The sequence below is a fragment of the Paraburkholderia sp. MPAMCS5 genome (assembly GCF_036016995.1).
GTDB lineage: Bacteria > Pseudomonadota > Gammaproteobacteria > Burkholderiales > Burkholderiaceae > Paraburkholderia.
In genome coordinates this window covers 674170-689585 of record NZ_JAYXBK010000001.1, presented here as the reverse complement: position 1 = coordinate 689585, position 15416 = coordinate 674170, and the positions used below count along the sequence as shown (strand labels likewise).

Below are 15416 nucleotides of genomic sequence, written 5' to 3'. Positions count from 1 at the left end.
AGTGGCGCGCCGCGAGAAAGCCGCGCATTGTCGCGCCGACGCTCACGGCAAGTCCTTGCTTTCCGGATCGCGCACCTTGATGTTGTGCTGCTCCTTGACGTCGGGCGCGCCGGACGCGGAGCGTGTTTCGGGCGCGAGCCACAAAGCGCGTTCGAGGTTGTAGCGCGCGTCCCAATCGTCGGGGGCAATGCGCAGCAAGGTCCGGTAGCGCGCCTTCGCTTCTTCGACCATCGCCAGCGACTGGATGGCGCCGGACGAACCATGCCCGATTCCCTGGCGCAGATAGAGGTTGCCGAGATCGAAAAGCGCCGCGCGCCCTACTTCGTTGCCGGACTCGTCGCGAATCAGCGATTCGAAAAGCGGCCCCGCCGCATCGTAGGCACCGCGTCTGGACAGCGCGATGGCGCGCGCGAGGCGCACACGCGGTGCTTCGTCTCGGCCGCGAACGTCGGGCGAGTTCTGTTTGGCGGTCGTTGCGTTTGCAACGACGACAGCCGCGACCGTCTGGTTCACCTGCTCCGCGCGCCGCCATTGAACCCAGTCGTACACCGCCACGCCCGCGCAGCACAGCGCCACGCTCGCGAACACGAGATGCACCGACGCGCGCTTCACGACCACACCCGCACTTGACAGAGCCGCAGCGCCATCAGCAGCACGCAAGCCGCCAGCGCGGCCGCGAAGCAATACGGACTCCAGTCCTCTCGCGGCAAATGTTCGACGAACGTGGTGATCGCATTCTGCTGACGGTTGATTTCGGCCATCGCGTCCCTCATCGATTTTGCGTTGCCGGTCTGGAACAAACGATAAGGTGTTCGAAGCGATAGAAAATAGCGATGCAGTTCCGCTTCAGCCGAAGACTCGCTCGAGGGCACCGCGGCGTTCAGATCGGGACTATAGATGCTGCTGCGCAAGTAAATGAAGTAGAGCGCGATCTGATTGCGCAACAGCCCGTCTTCGATCAGCCGACGCACGCGCGCGTCGAGTTTCGCGCCGCCGTCGGAGACGAGCACGATCGCGCGACGGCTCGACGAGTGCTGTCCGTTGAACTCGCCGATCGCCGTCAGCAGTCCGAGATCGAGTTGCGTATCCGGCATGCCGCGGCCAATCGCCGTGCCCGCGATGGCCGCGTCGATCGCGCGATGATCGTAGGTGAACGGCATCGCCAGCAGCGGACTCGTGCCGAACATCATGAACGCGAGCCGGTCGTTCGGCCGTTGCGCGACGAACTCCGTGAGCGAGGCGCGCGCCACCTTGTTCTTCGAGTCACCCGCGCTCACCTCGACGCCTTTGCTGTTCATCGGTTCGTCCATGCTCGCGCTGCGATCCATCAGGATCAGAATCTGCGCGCCGCTGCCCGCGCGCAAGACCTGGCGATTCGCGCGGCCAGGGCCGGCGAGGCCTATTACGATGGCCAGCATCGCGAGCACCGCGCTGCCCTGCGCAACGAAGCCGATCCAGCGTCCCGCGCGGTCGTCGGGCAACCATGCGAGCCAGGCAAACGCGAGCGTGTCGGCGCGGCGCGGCACCAGCGGCAGCAAGGCGAGCGGCAACAACACGAGCAGCCACGGCGCGGCGAAGTCGATTGCCATGTTCATCGCTGGTGTCGCTGCTCCGCGCGATACAGCGCCTCGCACAGTGTCCGCAGCGGATAAGCGCCGGCCGCGGACGCCGGCGTGAAGAAGCGCTCAGCCGATTGCCGGTAGAACTGTTCGAGTTGCGCGCGCAGCGGTTGCAGATACGGCGCTCGAATGAGGAGATGAGGCAGCGAGCCCGCATGCACGACATGTCCCGCCGTCTCGTTCAACGCCCGATGCACGCAAAGCCATGCATCGGGCGAAGCGTCCGCTTGATGATTTTTTTTCATCTGCCGCCATGCGCGCGCAAACGGCAGATACGCCGATTCGCGCGCGTTGCGCCACAGCCACCAGCCCATCCACGCAAGCAGGGTGAGCACCAGCAAGCCGCCCGCGATGCCCGCCTGCCGGCGCCACGGTGCGCCCGGCAACGGTGGCGCCGTCCGGTCGGGTTGCATGGCCTGCAGATCGCCGGCGTTGAAGGGATTGGCGGGCGTGGCGGGCCCGATGCTGAGCGGCCACTCGCCGACCTGCAACGTCGCACCGGCCGACGAATTCAGCGTCAACGCGGGCAACGCGATCTGTGTGAGCGTCGGCGGAATGTTGACGACCTGGTAGTCGATTGCCATCCAGCGTCGGCCGTCAGCGTCGGTTTCGAGCCGCACGCGGCGGCGTTCGAGCCACGCGTTCGCGCGGCCGGGCGACGGCGATGCAACCGCGCCCGCGTCGTGATCGCCGTCCTGCAACAAGATGCGCTGCGTAAGGACGTCGCCGAGCAGATAGCCGAATGCGCGCGGCTCCTGAACCAGCGGCTGCGACGGCGCGTTGGTGGCCGACGCGGCATGCGTCACCGTCGGCACAAACGCCACGCATAGCGCGAGCACGACGCACATGACGATTCGCCGCTCCCGCATCACACCCTCTGCTCTCATGCGACCGCCTCCAGAAAGTAGCGCGACATGGCCTCGGGATCGAACGCGTTCTCAATATAGAACGGCTGCATGGCACGCTTGCCGAACATCCGCGCAAGCTCGGTCCGACGCCGCGCGACGCCTTCACGCCAGCGCTCGCGCACGCTGCCGCGCAACCATAGCGTGCGGCGCGCGCCCGATTCGGCGTCGCGAAGCGCGAGCAGCGGACCGCCTTCGGGCGGTGCGATCTCGGCTTCGTCCCACACGACAATCGGCACCACGCATGCATGCATCAGCAGATCGAGCACAGCCGGCAGACCCGCGAGCGGCCAGTGAAAATCGGAGACCAGAAAGACGAGCGCCTCGCGTCCCGCGAGCGTCGACGCAATGCGTTGCAGCGCTTCGACACTGCCGCCGCTCGCCGTCCCGCTCGCGCTTTCGCTTTCGCTTTCGCTTTCGCGCAGCATCGCGGCAAGCAGATTGCCGATGCCCCGGCCCGAACGCGCCGGCATGAAGAGATCGTGGCGGGCGCGGGTATCGAATGCGAGCATGCCCAACGGATCGCCGACGCGAAACGCGCTGTATCCCAACGCTTCCACGAAGTCCGCGGCCACCTGCAACTTGGTCTGGCGCGCGCCGAAATGCATCGACGCCGACACATCGGCAAGCACCTGCACCGGCACCGCCGCGCGCTGCAAATGCACGCGCACGAGCCACTCGGAGCGCGCCGCGCGCACACTCGCTCGCAGATCGAGACGGCGCGGGTCCGGATAGTCGAAGAGGCGCCCGTGCATCGCGAATTCCTGGCCGAAGCCGAAGCTCGATCCCGGATGCGAGCCGGGACGCAATCCCGACGATCGCATCGGCAAACGGTAGTGAAATTCCGCTATCGCGTTCATGGTTCAGGGCACCGCGAGTTTCGCGACGATCTGTTCAATCAGCGCTTGCGCGAGTTCCTGGCGGCGCAGTTCATAGATCGGCGTAAAAAACACGCGATGCCCGAGCGCGGGTTGCAGCACCGCATGAATGTCTTCGGGAATCAGATGCGAGCGGCCCGCGAGCCACGCTACCACGCGCGCCGCGCGCAACAGCGCGCTCATGCCGCGCGGACTCGCGCCCGCGAGAATCAGCCGCTCCATATCGACGCCGGGCAGCGCAATGCCGAAGCGCTGCGGCGTCTCGGTTGCCTGCCAGATGTCCAGCACGTAGCGCTCGATCGTCTCGCTCGACTGCACGCTATGTTGAATCGCCGCGCCCACCTGATTCAACTGCTCCCACGGCACGATGGCGGGCGAAAGCCGCGCGAGCAGCCGGTCGGCGTCGTGATAGTCCGCGTCGAACACGAGCGCGCGCCGCACGTGGGCATCGTCCGGTGTCGGCATGCCTAGCTCGAACAGAAACCGATCGCGCGCCGCCGACGCCAGCTCGAACGTCTCTTCCTTTTCGACCTTGTTGCGATCGGCGAACACCGTCATGTGCGCAAAGCGATATTCGCGGTCGAAGGCCCAGACCGAGCGCTCCGCCATCGCGCGCAACAGCAGCGACTGCACCTGCGGACGCGCGCGATTGATCTCGTTGAAAAAGAACGTGGTGAGCCGCTCGCCATGCCGCAGAAGCGGACCGGGGTCGATGCGCGGCCTGCCCTCGGCGTCCACATACGTGTGATACACGAGGTCGCCCGGCATCAGATCGATCGTGCCTTCCACACGCTCGAACTCGCCGCCCACCACGCGCGCGAACGCGCGCAGCACCGTCGTCTTGCCCACGCCGACGCCGCCTTCGAGCAGCACATGCCCGCGCGCGAACAACGCGACGGTGATCAGCCGGATCACGTCTGCCTGGCCGATCACGACGCTCGCGACTTCATCCTCGATTTGCAGCGCATGCAGACGCCAGTCCTGAAGCTGTTCGCTGGACCCCATCGTTGCACTCTCCTATGGCCGGCGCATCGCGCGCCGCCCCTCTCGGCACCTTCAACTCGGCACCTTCGATTTCGCGGGCAACGGCACGAACGCCGCATACTCGCGCTCCAGATAAGCGGCGGCCTGCTCCAGCAGAAACTGCCGGAAGATCATGCAGGTCGGCGAAAGCTGCTTGGCGCGTAAATGCACGATCTGCCACGTGCGCTCGATCGGCGTGCCGTTCACATCGAGCAATGCCAGCTCCTTCGTACGCAACTCCAGCAGCAGCGTGTGCAGCGAAATCAGGCTCACGCCCATGCCCGCGATCACTGCCTGCTTGATCGTTTCGTTGCTGCCCAGCGTGACGACTTTCGCGGGCGCGAAAAGGTGCTGGCGAAACATTTCCTCGGCGGCCATGCGTGTTCCCGAGCCGGGCTCGCGCAACAGGAACGTATTGCCGCGCAACTCCTGCAAATCGAAACGCCGCGCGCCGGCCAGTGGATGCCCGACCGGCGCGATCAGCACTTGCGGATGCCACGCGAGCGGCTCGGTCGTCGTATCGAGTTCCGGCGGCGGCCGTCCCATGATCGCGAGGTCGATTGCGTTGTCCTGCAACAGACGCAGCAGCGCATCGCGATTGCCGACCGAAAAGTGCACATCCACCTTCGGAAACAGATGCGAATACATGGCCAGCAGCTTCGGCGCGAAATACGTCGCTGAACTGACGATCCCCACCGCGATCGAGCCGCTGTCCGCCTGCTTGAGCGAGGTCATCGCGTCTTCGGCGTCCTTGATCTCGCCGAGAATCCGGCTCGCGTGATGGCTGAACTTCTCGCCCGCCTCGGTCAACGCCAGCTTGCGCGCGATCCGTTCGAAAAGACGCAGGCCGACGGCTTCCTCCAACTGGTGAATCTGCATCGACACCGCGGGCTGCGTCAGATGTAGCTCCTCCGCCGCGCGCGCGAAGCTCGTATAGCGGCTCGCCACCACGAAGATCTGCAACTGGCGCAGCGTGAGCGAGCGGATGAAGTTCACGGCGCGCGTCCGCTAACGGCTCGCGCGCGGCGCGTTTGAAGACTTGCCCGGCGCGGCCGGCGCACTCGGTGAACCGGGCGCACTCGCGGGCGGCAGCTTGTGCAGCATCGACTGGAAACTCAGCGTGCGGCTTTGCAACGGATGCGCGAAATCGTTGTTCGCGCCGGGCACGTCGGTGCGAATCAACGCGACCTGGCCTGGCACGGTCGCCGCCATCAAAAACGTGTAGCGCTTGGCGGTGTATTGTGCGAAGCGCTCGGCATTGGGATCGTCCAGATAGGGCTGCACGACGATCTGCTGCGCCTTCACGGGCTTGCCGTCGACCTGGCTCGTGACCGTCTGGATCTTCGGCCCGGCGGCCAGCGCGAGCCGCAAACGCCGCTGGAAATAGCGTCGCTGGCCGCCCGTCAGGTGCTCCATCTCGGCAATGTCGCGTTCCAGGAAATAGATGATCACCGGATTGCACTGCAAGTTGCCGTTCGGCAACGACACCGCGCCGCTGTGATCGGAGACCTGCGCATCGCCCTTCGCGTTGTCGGGGCTCGTCACGAGCACCTTGACGGTGTCGGTGCCGCGCGCGGACGGATCGGCACTGACGAGCGTGTAGTCAAGCTCGGTTTGCTGCGCGAGGCCATGCAGATGATCGGTCGTGAAGAGGAGCCGCTCGGCGCGCGAAATGGCGTCGCCGCCGGGAGCGGAGGCGGCGGCGTGCGCTTGCGTCATCAGGCATGTGAAGCACGTCGAACACGCGAGCGCCGCGAGGCACGCGGCAACCACGCGCCGCCTCGCGGCGCGATGCCATTCCCCGCGCACTGCCCTCATGGCGACGCGTCCGCGGGCTTGCCGGCAGGCGCATCGACGGGCTTCAGCAGCGGCACTTCATAACTCGTGAGAATGCTGTCGATCTTCGCGTGGTTCGCGCCGATCCATTGATCGACCTTGTCCTTCCACGCTTTCTCGCCGTAGCGCACGCCCATCGAAATCGTATAGTCGAAGCGGATGCCCGGCGTGGACGGGAACGGCACGAGCTTCACCGAATCGCCGGAGCGCTTCGCGAAGTAGCCGGCAATCGGCCCCCACAGAAACACGACATCGACATTGCCCGCCTGCAAATCCCGCTCGATCATCTGGCCGGGATATTCCTGCGGATCGCCGCTTTGCACCTGATACGAAACCGCCTGATCGATCAGGTTGTGACCGAGCAGCCAGTCGACCGCGGGCGTCTGCGTGAAGATGCCGAAACGCAGCTTGTGCAACTCGTCGGGCGGCAGCTTCAGCAGATCGTCCGGCGTATTGATGCCCGCCAGTTCAGGACGCTTTTTGAACACCATCGCGTAGGTGGAGCGCAGATAAGGCTGCGTCGTGGATGTCATGTCGTAGCCCTTCGGCACGCCAATGATCAGATCGCACTTGTAGCGCCCGCTCTCCGGATTCTTCTCGCGCAACGTGTGGCGCACGAAGCCCATGCGCTGCGGAAAATACGTGTATTCGAGCTTGTAGCCGAAGTCGCTCGCCATCTGGCTCGCGATGTGATTCTCGTAACCCTCGCCCTTGTCGTTCGACAACGGCATGTTGTTCGGGTCCGCGCAGACTCGCAGCACGCCGTCGGCGCCGTCGTTGTTGGGCAGGGCCTCACCCTGGGCGCGCACCGCGCCGCTGGCGAGCGCCGCGTAGCAGAACGCGCTCGCGACAAGCGCGGCATGCACGTGCATTAGTTTGCGATGACGCATCGATCCACCTCCTGAAGTAGAACCGCCGGCGTTATTTCGCGTCGATGGCCTGCAGATCGCCGGGCTTGATCTGCCCGTCCGAACGCCCTTTCAGATAGGCGTAAAGGTTCTCCCAGTTCTTTTGCATCATCTGGCTGGTGCTGAAGTCGGGCATGCCCTTCTCGACTCGCCCGCCGAATACGGTGCGATGAAACTCGGTCTTGTCGAGCGTCTTGAACGCCTCGACGAGCGACGGCCCCACCATGCCCTGCTGCTGCGCGCCATGACAGCGTTCGCAGGCCAGCGCGCGCCACGTCTTCCATCCCTGGAGCGTGTTGCTGTCCACCTTGCTGCCGTCGACCACCTTGTACGCCACCTGGGCAATCGCGGGATTGGTCTGGGCGTACGCGACAGGCAGCACGACAAAAAGGACGGGCACCGCCGCCCGCAACAAGATTGATCGGCCTTTCATATGCAGACGTCTCCTCAAGATAGAGCCGCGCTTCGATGCGGCGGCCCCGATGACTCACATGCAACGCGTTCAGATCAGGTTTCGGCCGCTTCGCGCCGCCGGCTGCCCGCTGTGTCGTCTCGGGCAAACCGGCCGCGCGATTCAGGCCAGCCGGATCTCCGTCCTCACATCAGCCACTACATCAGTCATTAGCCGCCCGGAATGGCGAACACGAACAGCGTGCCGCCGAGCGCCGTGTACTTCGCAAGCTCGCGATAGCCGCCCACCGCGCCGAGGCCTTCGTTCGACTTCTCCAGACCGGCCGCCATGCCGATGCCGGCCCAGCCGCCAATGCCCGAATAGACGCCCACGAACTGCTTGCCCTGGTACTCATAGGTGAACACGTTGCCGATAATTCCCGACGGCGTCTTGAAGCGCCACAGCTCCTTGCCGTCCTTGATTCGGACTGCTTTGAGGTAGCCTTCGAGCGTGCCGTAGAACGCGATACCGCCCGCAGTCGCGAGTGCGCCCGACCACACCGAGAACTTCTCCGGCTTGGTCCAGACGATCTTGCCCTTCGAGGCATCCCACGCGATGAAATTACCCATCGCGTTGTTCTCGTTCGGGCCCGGATACATCGACAGCGTCGCGCCCACATACGGCTGACCCGACACGTAGTCCACATCGAACGGCTCGTAGTCCATGCACACGTGATTGGTCGGCACGAGGAACAGGCTCGAATTCGGGTCGTACGCGGCCGGCTGCTGGTCCTTGGAGCCGAGCGCCGCCGGACAGATGCCCTTCACGTTGTGATCCGAACCGGCTGCCTGCGTCGAATACGCGGCGTTGCGAATCGGCTTGCCGCTCTTCATGTCGACGTGATCGGCCCAGTTCACCGCCGGGTCGAACTTCTGCGCGACGAGCAGTTGTCCGGTCTCGCGATTCAACGTGTAGCCGAAACCATTGCGGTCGAAGTGAACGATGGCGGGCACCTTCTTGCCGTCCATCGTCAGGTCGGACAGGATCATTTCATTGACGCCGTCGTAATCCCATTCGTCGTGCGGCGTCATCTGATAGACCCACTTCGCCATGCCCGTGTTCAGATCGCGCGCCATGATCGACATCGACCATTTGTTGTCGCCCGGACGTTGCGTCGGGTTCCATGTACCAGGATTGCCGGTGCCGTAGTAGACAAGGTTGAGCTTCGGGTCCCACGCATACCAGCCCCACGTGGTGCCGCCGCCGAGCTTCCACTGATCGCCCTTCCACGACTTCAGCGACGAGTCCGCGCCCACCGGGACCATCTTGCCGTCCTCGTAGGTCATGGTCTTGTCGGGGTCCATCAGCATGTCCTTGTCCGGACCCGTGCTGTAAGCGGTCCAGGCCGGCTTGCCGGTCTTGATGTCATACGCGATCAGACGTCCGCGCACGCCGAACTCGCCGCCCGAGATACCGGTCAGCACCTTGTCGCCGAACACGTGCGGCGCATTGGTGTTGGTCTCGCCGGCTTTCGAGTTGCCGTTCTGCGCGGTCCACACCACGTCGCCCGTTTTCGCGTTCAACGCGACGAGTTTGGTGTCGGCCTGCTGAAGAAAGATCTTGCCGTCGCCGTAAGCCAGTCCGCGATTGACCGTGTCACAACACATCACGGATACAACCGACTCGTCCTGCTTCGGCTGGTACTGCCAGATGAATGTCTGATCCTTGAGGTTGATCGCTATCACCTTGTTAGGGAATGGCGAGTGGATATACATGGTGTCGCCAATCACGAGCGGCGCGCCTTCATGGCCGCGCAGCACGCCGGTCGACATGGTCCACGCGACCTGTAGTTTCCCGACGTTGCTTTCGTTGATCTGCTTGAGCGGGCTATAGCGATGATTCGCGTAATCGCCCGCCTGTGCCGCCCAGTTGGACGGACTCTTCATCAGCCCGTCGAGCTGCGAATCGGCCTGTGCAACGAGAGAGCTCAAGGCTGCCGACGCGAGGATCGCGAGCCCAAGAACCGTGGTGCGTAAGTTCATGTCTCCTCCAGAATGGTCTTGCTGTTCAACTCACGAATGACCCACGCTACCTGGCCGCACCGGGCGCGCCTCCACGGATGCAGGGTAACGATTCATGCGCCCTCCCCAATCGTTGTCGGGTTTCGCGGCGCACGACCGCCAACGCATATTCCATGCCGGTCGAAGCGTGCGACACACGCCATGCGCCGCCATGAACCGGTCGGCGCACGCCGCGCGGGCGCATCGTCAAGGCGCGCCCCGCGCTTCGCCGCGCATGGACGTCGTCTCGATGCCGTCGCGCGACGCCGGCGCGCAACGGCATTCGCGCGCGATGCGAGGCAACGGTGTCACGCCGTGACACCACTCGAGCGAGGCAGGTGGGACATACTGTGTCATTCACCGATACGAAACGTGTCCGCCGCGAGTCAGGCGGCAGGCGAAGCGCTTCGCACGACGCGGGCACGAGTCGTGGCACTTCTGGCGGCGCTCCGGCGGCGCTGCCTGTGGCGCGTCATTTGCAGCGCAACATGAGTCTTGTTGATCCATCCACCCTCCGCGGAGCAACGATCATGGCAAACACCGACAAGGTCTATTCCGACGACGAGATCCAGCAGCGTCTCGTCGGTCCGCTACAGCACTGGTATATGGAAGACGGCTGGCTGCGGCGCAAATACCGCACCGAAGGCTGGAAGGGAACCTTGATGGTGGTGAACGCGGTCGGCCATCTCGCGGAGGCCGCGTGGCATCACCCGGATCTGACGGTCTCCTATGCATTCGTGATCGTCAAACTCAAGACGCATTCGGCGAAAGGCATCACGGACAAGGACTTCGCGCTCGCGAGCAGGATCGAGTCGTTCATCCAGTGGCAGCCGGCCACCGAGGGCGGCCCGCTGGAAGGCACGCCGTCTGACGACCAGCGCTTTCGCTACATCAAATACGACGCGCCGAAGCCGGCCGAAGGCAACACCGAGGGCGGCTGACGCGCCGCGCGGCGCCGCGAGCCTGGTACGGCTTTCGCTTGACGTGCTGCGCCGGGCCGCTGCGTTATCGCGTGTGCCGCCGCGTGCGCCGCCGCGTGGGCCGCTGTGTGCGCCGCTGTGTGCGCCGCTGTGTGCGCCGCTGTGTGCGCCGCTGTGTGCGCCGCTGTGTGCCCCGCTGTGTGCGCCGCTGTGTGCCCCGATACACGCGCCGCTGCATGGCCTTTGGCAAACGCCGTCGCGCTGGCCGCGCCACGGCCAGCCGGCTCCCGCAACCTTCAGTCACGCACGAACAAGGACACTCGCGATGCAGCTTCACGTTCGCCGCCTTCCGCCTGACGCCGCCGTGACAGTCGATGCCCCCGCGCGGCTGCATCTCGGCTTCCTCGACCCGAACGCGTCGCTCGGACGCGCGTTCGGCAGTCTCGGGCTCGTGATCGACGGCAGCGGCACGCGCGTCGAAGCGCGGCACGCCGAGCGCGACGCCATCGGCGGCGCGATAAGCGATGCGGAACGCGAGCGCATCGCGATCTGTCTGGAACGCCTGCACGCCGCCTACGACCCGACGCCCGTCGCGATCGACATCAAACAGACGCCGCGCGCGCACACCGGCCTCGGCTCGGGAACACAACTCGCGCTCGCGGTCGGCACGGCTTTCGTGCGTCTTTTGGGCCATGTCGCGACGGGCTCCGAACTCGCGAGCCTGCTCGGGCGCGGCGGCCGCTCCGGCATCGGCGTGCTCGGCTTCGACTCGGGCGGCCTGCTGGTGGACGGCGGGCCGTCGGGCGACCTGCGTTCGGGCGTGCCGCCGCTGCTCGCGCGCCAGCCGTTTCCCGAGAACTGGCGCGTGCTGCTCGTCAGCGACAACGCCCGCGAAGGGCTGCACGGCGCCGAGGAAAAGCGCGCTCTCGCCGCGCTCGCGCCGTTCCCGCAGAAACTCGCCGCGCATTTGTGCCACCTCGTGCTGATGAAGATCTTGCCGGGCGCCGCCGAGCGCAACATCGCGCCTTTCGCGCACGGACTGACGGAGCTGCAGCAAACCATCGGCGAATACTTCGCGCCCGTGCAAGGCGGCGTGTTCGCGAGCCGCGACGTCGAGCGCGCGTTGCGCGCCGTGGCCGCGCAACGCACTGCGGGCATCGGCCAGAGTTCCTGGGGCCCGACGGGTTTTGCGATCGTCGGCAGCGCGCGCGATGCCGAATGCGCGCTCGCCGCCGCATGCGAGGCCACGCGCGGGCTGCCGCATATCGAATGCACGATCGTCGGCGGCCGCAATCGCGGCGCGACCGTGCGTTCGCACGAAGCGCGGCCGCACGCGCGCATCGACGCCGCATGACGCGCCCGGCGCGCGGCGCGCTTCCGGCTGCCGTCCGCGTCCGGGTCCGCGCTCCGCTTGCGCAGCCCATTACATCGTCACTGAAACGAGCCCTCCGCCATGTCCGACACCGCTGAAAAACCCGCTGAACGGCCCTATATCCTGCACATGCTCACGGCCACGCCGCAGATGAGTCCATTCGACGTCAACATGGCCGCGGACGCGGGCTATCAGGTCATCGTGCCGTATTGCGACGTGCAAGCGGGCATGGTCGCCAACCTGACCCAGGACGCGATCTTTTCGCGCGGCCCGAAAGGCGTGGCGCGCACCGGCATCTTCATCGGCGGGCGCGATGTCATGCTGGCCGCCGACATGCTCGACACCGCGCGCAAAGCCATGGTTGCGCCGTTCGAAGTGTCGGTGTTCGCCGATCCGAGCGGCGCGTACACGACCGCCGCCGCGCTCGTCGCGCTGGCCGAGCGGCATCTGACGAAGGCGTACGGCATGGAGCTGGGCGGCAAGCGCGTGCTGATTCTGGGCGGCACCGGCGCCGTTGGGCGCGTGGCGGCAGCCATGGCGGCGACGCTCGGCGCGGACGTGTCGATCGCGAGCCACACCGGCGAGGCGCGCGCGGTGCGGGTCAGCGACGAACTCAATCAGCGCTTCGGCATCGTGACCAAAGGCGTGGGCACGACGACGCCCGGCGAGTTGCGCGCCGTGCTCGAAGAAGCCGAGATCGTGCTCGCGACCGCCGTCGCCGGCGTGCAGGTGGTGAGCCGCGACGACCTCGCGCATGCGCGCCATCTGCTGATCGCCGCCGATGTCAACGCCGTGCCGCCCGAAGGCATCGCCGGCGTCAACGTGATGAACGACGGCAAGCCGATCGAGGGCGTGCCGACCGCGGGCGGCGCGATCGGCATCGGCGCGCTGGCGATCGGCAACGTCAAGTATCAGGTGGAACACCGGCTGTTCACGCGGATGCGCACTGGCGGCAAACCCGTCTACCTGGGTTTTCGCGAGGCGTTCGACGAAGCCCGCGCGGTCGCGGCGGGTCTCGGTTGAGCGGCGCGGCGCGTGACATCGCGTGACAGTGTGCGCGGCGCGCGCTGTGACAGTGTGCGCGGCGCGCGCTGTGACAGTCTGCTGTGACCGCCCGCTGTGACAGTCTGTCGGGTCTGCCGCGCAACACGTTATACGGGCCGCCGTGAGCCCTCGATTGCTTGAGCCGCTGTTGGAGCCGCCATGATCTCGCATCCCTCTTCAACGCATGGGCCGTTCGTCGCGGTGGCGGGACTGTCCGCGCGGATGCTCGCACAGTCCGCCGCGCGCGCGGGCTTGCGCGCCGTCGCCCTCGATGTGTTCGGCGACCGCGACACGCGCGAGACGTCCGAGCTGTGGTTCGACATCGGGGGCGCCGCGTTGTCGATCGACGCCGCGCGCCTCGCCGAAGCGCTCGAACGCAGCGCGCGTTTGCCGGGGCTGATCGGCTGGGTCGACGGCAGCGGGCTGGAGCCGTTCGTCGCGCGCTTGTGCGGCACGCCGGGCCTGCCGCGCTTCCTCGGCAATCCTGTCGAGGCGAGCGCCGCGGTGCGCGATCCGCGGCGTTTTTTTGCGCTGCTCGACGAACTCGATATTGCCCATCCGCGCGTCGCCTTCACGCGGCCCGCGCGCGCACAAGGCTGGCTCGTGAAGCACGCGGACGGCTGCGGCGGCACGCATGTCGAACCGCTCGCCGCCCTCGTCGATACGCAGATTCCCGCGCAAGCCTATTTCCAGCAGCACAGCCCCGGCCGCGCGATGTCCGCGCTGTTCGTCGCCGCTCGCGGCAGCGCGCGCGTGATCGGCTTCGCGCAGCAGCTCACCTGCGCGATGGGCGGCTTGCCCTTCGTGCATGCCGGCTCAATCGGTCCAGCCGAACTGCCGCTCGCCGCCGAAGTGAAGGTGCGCGCGGCGATCGCCGCGCTCTGCGCGCGCGTGGGGCTCGCGGGCATCAATAGCTGCGATTTCCTGCTCGACGGCGATACCGTGGCGCTGCTCGAAATCAACACGCGCCCTTCATCGACGATGGCGCTCTACGAAACCGCGTCGCCCGATGCCTGGCCGCGCGGCCTGCTCGCCTGTCATATCGACGCCTGCCGCCACGGCCGTCTGCCGGCCGAGCCCGCGCGCGCCACCTGTTGCGCCGGCCAGAAGGTGTTGTTCGCGCCGCATCCGTTCGCCGCGTCGCAATCGTTCAGCGACGCCTGCCTGCGCGACCCGCACTGCCGCGACGTGCCGATGCCCGGCACGTGGATCGAAGCGGGCCAGCCCGTGTGCACGCTGCTGGTGCGCGCGGCTTCCGCCGATACCGCGCGGCAAGCGCTCGACGCGCAGCACGCGCGAGTCCTGCAACGAATCGAAACCTGTCATGAGCCCCGCTATGAGCCCAACCGAGCCTTCATCCACTGCCACTCCTGACGACTTTCGCCCGCCGCTCGCGGATGCCGCCGCGCTCAGCGTCAACGCGCTCAGCGAGCGTCTCGTCGCGCGTCTCGTCGACGATGCGCCGCGCTTCGGCGCCGCCGTCAGCCGCACGGAAAGCGGCACCGTGCTGGTGGACGCGGGCGTGGCCGCGCCTGGCAGCGTCGCGGCGGGCGTGCTGATCGCGCGCATCTGCATGGGCGGCCTCGGCCACGTGAGCGTGCGCGAAAGTCTGGACGCGCAGCCGCTGTGGCCGAGCACGATCGAGGTGCGCACGTCGTGGCCCGTGCTCGCGTGCCTCGGCAGTCAATACGCAGGATGGAGCCTGTCCGCGACAAAGGAGCAGACAGGCGGCAAGAAGTTCTTCTCGCTCGGCTCGGGTCCGGCGCGCGCGCTGGCCGTGAAGGAGCCACTCTTCGCGGAACTCGGCTATCGCGACCGTCACGAGCGCGGCGTGCTGGTGCTCGAAGTGGACCGCCTGCCGCCACAGGTGATTATCGACAAGGTGCTCGGTGACTGCGGCCTCGCGCCCGAGCGGCTGACCCTTGTCGTCACGCCGACACACTCTGTCGCGGGAACGGTGCAGGTGGTGTCGCGCGTCTGCGAAGTTGCGCTGCATAAAACGCATGTGCTCGGTGTGCCGCTCGGCGAAGTGGTCGAAGCCGGCGGCTCGGCGCCCTTGCCGCCGCCCGCGCCCGACGGCATTCAGGCGATGGGCCGCACCAACGACGCAATCCTGTACGGCGGCCGCGTGCATCTCACGGTGAAGCACGACGCGGTGGCGAAACAGCTCGCCGCCGAACTGCCCGCCTCGAACTCGCGCGATCATGGGCGCCCGTTCGCGGACATCTTCACGTCGTTCAACTACGACTTCTATCAGATCGATCCGGCGCTCTTCGCTCCCGCCGAAGTGTGGGTGAGCAGCCTCGAAAGCGGCGCGACGTATCACGGCGGCCGCGTCGACGCCGCCTTGCTGCATGAACAATGGAGCGGCAAGCCATGAGCGCCGTTCTGTCTTCCAACGGAACAGACGATCAACGCAGCGCCGGCGCGCCGGAACCGCTGCGCGCGCAGACGCCGCTG

15 protein-coding genes are annotated in these 15416 nt (G+C 66.4%); 5 read left to right on the top strand and 10 right to left on the bottom strand.

What is annotated here, in order from left to right; all coding sequences use genetic code 11:
• Positions 1–42: 42 nt before the first annotated feature.
• The 10 genes from VOM14_RS03240 to VOM14_RS03195 all read right to left on the bottom strand — a co-directional run bounded on the left by VOM14_RS03240 (position 43) and on the right by VOM14_RS03195 (position 9602).
• Entirely contained in the window at positions 43–612 is a 570-nt protein-coding gene (locus VOM14_RS03240) for a tetratricopeptide repeat protein (RefSeq protein WP_327627215.1), read from the bottom strand.
• Positions 609–1595, bottom strand: coding sequence for a vWA domain-containing protein (locus VOM14_RS03235; protein WP_327627214.1), 987 nt, complete (start codon positions 1593–1595; stop codon positions 609–611). The genes VOM14_RS03240 and VOM14_RS03235 overlap by 4 nt, the downstream gene beginning before the upstream one ends.
• A complete protein-coding gene (locus tag VOM14_RS03230) occupies positions 1592–2506 on the bottom strand; it encodes a calcium incorporation protein MxaA (protein WP_327627213.1) in 915 nt (304 codons plus the stop codon). The genes VOM14_RS03235 and VOM14_RS03230 overlap by 4 nt, the downstream gene beginning before the upstream one ends.
• A complete protein-coding gene (locus tag VOM14_RS03225; protein ID WP_327627212.1) occupies positions 2503–3384 on the bottom strand; it encodes a DUF58 domain-containing protein in 882 nt (293 codons plus the stop codon). Before VOM14_RS03225 ends, VOM14_RS03230 begins: the two co-directional genes overlap by 4 nt.
• A gap of 3 nt (positions 3385–3387) precedes the next feature.
• Complete coding sequence (locus VOM14_RS03220; protein WP_327627211.1) at positions 3388–4407, bottom strand: AAA family ATPase; 1020 nt, start codon at positions 4405–4407, stop codon at positions 3388–3390.
• A 51-nt stretch (positions 4408–4458) separates the two neighbouring features.
• Positions 4459–5421 (bottom strand): LysR family transcriptional regulator, encoded by a 963-nt coding sequence (locus VOM14_RS03215; protein WP_327627210.1) that lies wholly within the window; start codon positions 5419–5421, stop codon positions 4459–4461.
• 12 nt (positions 5422–5433) lie between these two features.
• Positions 5434–6243 carry a hypothetical protein gene (locus VOM14_RS03210; RefSeq protein WP_327627208.1) on the bottom strand — a complete coding sequence of 270 codons (810 nt, stop codon included), beginning with the start codon at positions 6241–6243 and terminating at the stop codon, positions 5434–5436.
• Positions 6240–7151 carry a substrate-binding domain-containing protein gene (locus tag VOM14_RS03205; RefSeq protein ID WP_327627207.1) on the bottom strand — a complete coding sequence of 304 codons (912 nt, stop codon included), beginning with the start codon at positions 7149–7151 and terminating at the stop codon, positions 6240–6242. Before VOM14_RS03205 ends, VOM14_RS03210 begins: the two co-directional genes overlap by 4 nt.
• Before the next feature lie 31 nt (positions 7152–7182).
• Complete coding sequence (locus tag VOM14_RS03200) at positions 7183–7602, bottom strand: c-type cytochrome (protein WP_327627206.1); 420 nt, start codon at positions 7600–7602, stop codon at positions 7183–7185.
• A gap of 188 nt (positions 7603–7790) precedes the next feature.
• A complete protein-coding gene (locus VOM14_RS03195) occupies positions 7791–9602 on the bottom strand; it encodes a methanol/ethanol family PQQ-dependent dehydrogenase (protein WP_327627205.1) in 1812 nt (603 codons plus the stop codon).
• Between the two features lie 548 nt (positions 9603–10150).
• Here VOM14_RS03195 and VOM14_RS03190 point away from each other — a divergent pair.
• The 5 genes from VOM14_RS03190 to mch all read left to right on the top strand — a co-directional run bounded on the left by VOM14_RS03190 (position 10151) and on the right by mch (position 15336).
• Positions 10151–10561, top strand: coding sequence for a 4a-hydroxytetrahydrobiopterin dehydratase (locus VOM14_RS03190; protein WP_327627204.1), 411 nt, complete (start codon positions 10151–10153; stop codon positions 10559–10561).
• A 304-nt stretch (positions 10562–10865) separates the two neighbouring features.
• Complete coding sequence (locus VOM14_RS03185) at positions 10866–11894, top strand: beta-ribofuranosylaminobenzene 5'-phosphate synthase family protein (protein ID WP_327627203.1); 1029 nt, start codon at positions 10866–10868, stop codon at positions 11892–11894.
• 99 nt (positions 11895–11993) lie between these two features.
• Positions 11994–12935, top strand: coding sequence for an NAD(P)-dependent methylenetetrahydromethanopterin dehydrogenase (locus VOM14_RS03180; protein WP_327627202.1), 942 nt, complete (start codon positions 11994–11996; stop codon positions 12933–12935).
• Between the two features lie 180 nt (positions 12936–13115).
• A complete protein-coding gene (locus VOM14_RS03175) occupies positions 13116–14330 on the top strand; it encodes an ATP-grasp domain-containing protein (RefSeq protein ID WP_327627201.1) in 1215 nt (404 codons plus the stop codon).
• Entirely contained in the window at positions 14293–15336 is a 1044-nt protein-coding gene (gene mch, locus VOM14_RS03170; RefSeq protein ID WP_327627200.1) for a methenyltetrahydromethanopterin cyclohydrolase, read from the top strand. Before VOM14_RS03175 ends, mch begins: the two co-directional genes overlap by 38 nt.
• The last annotated feature ends 80 nt before the right edge of the window (positions 15337–15416 follow it).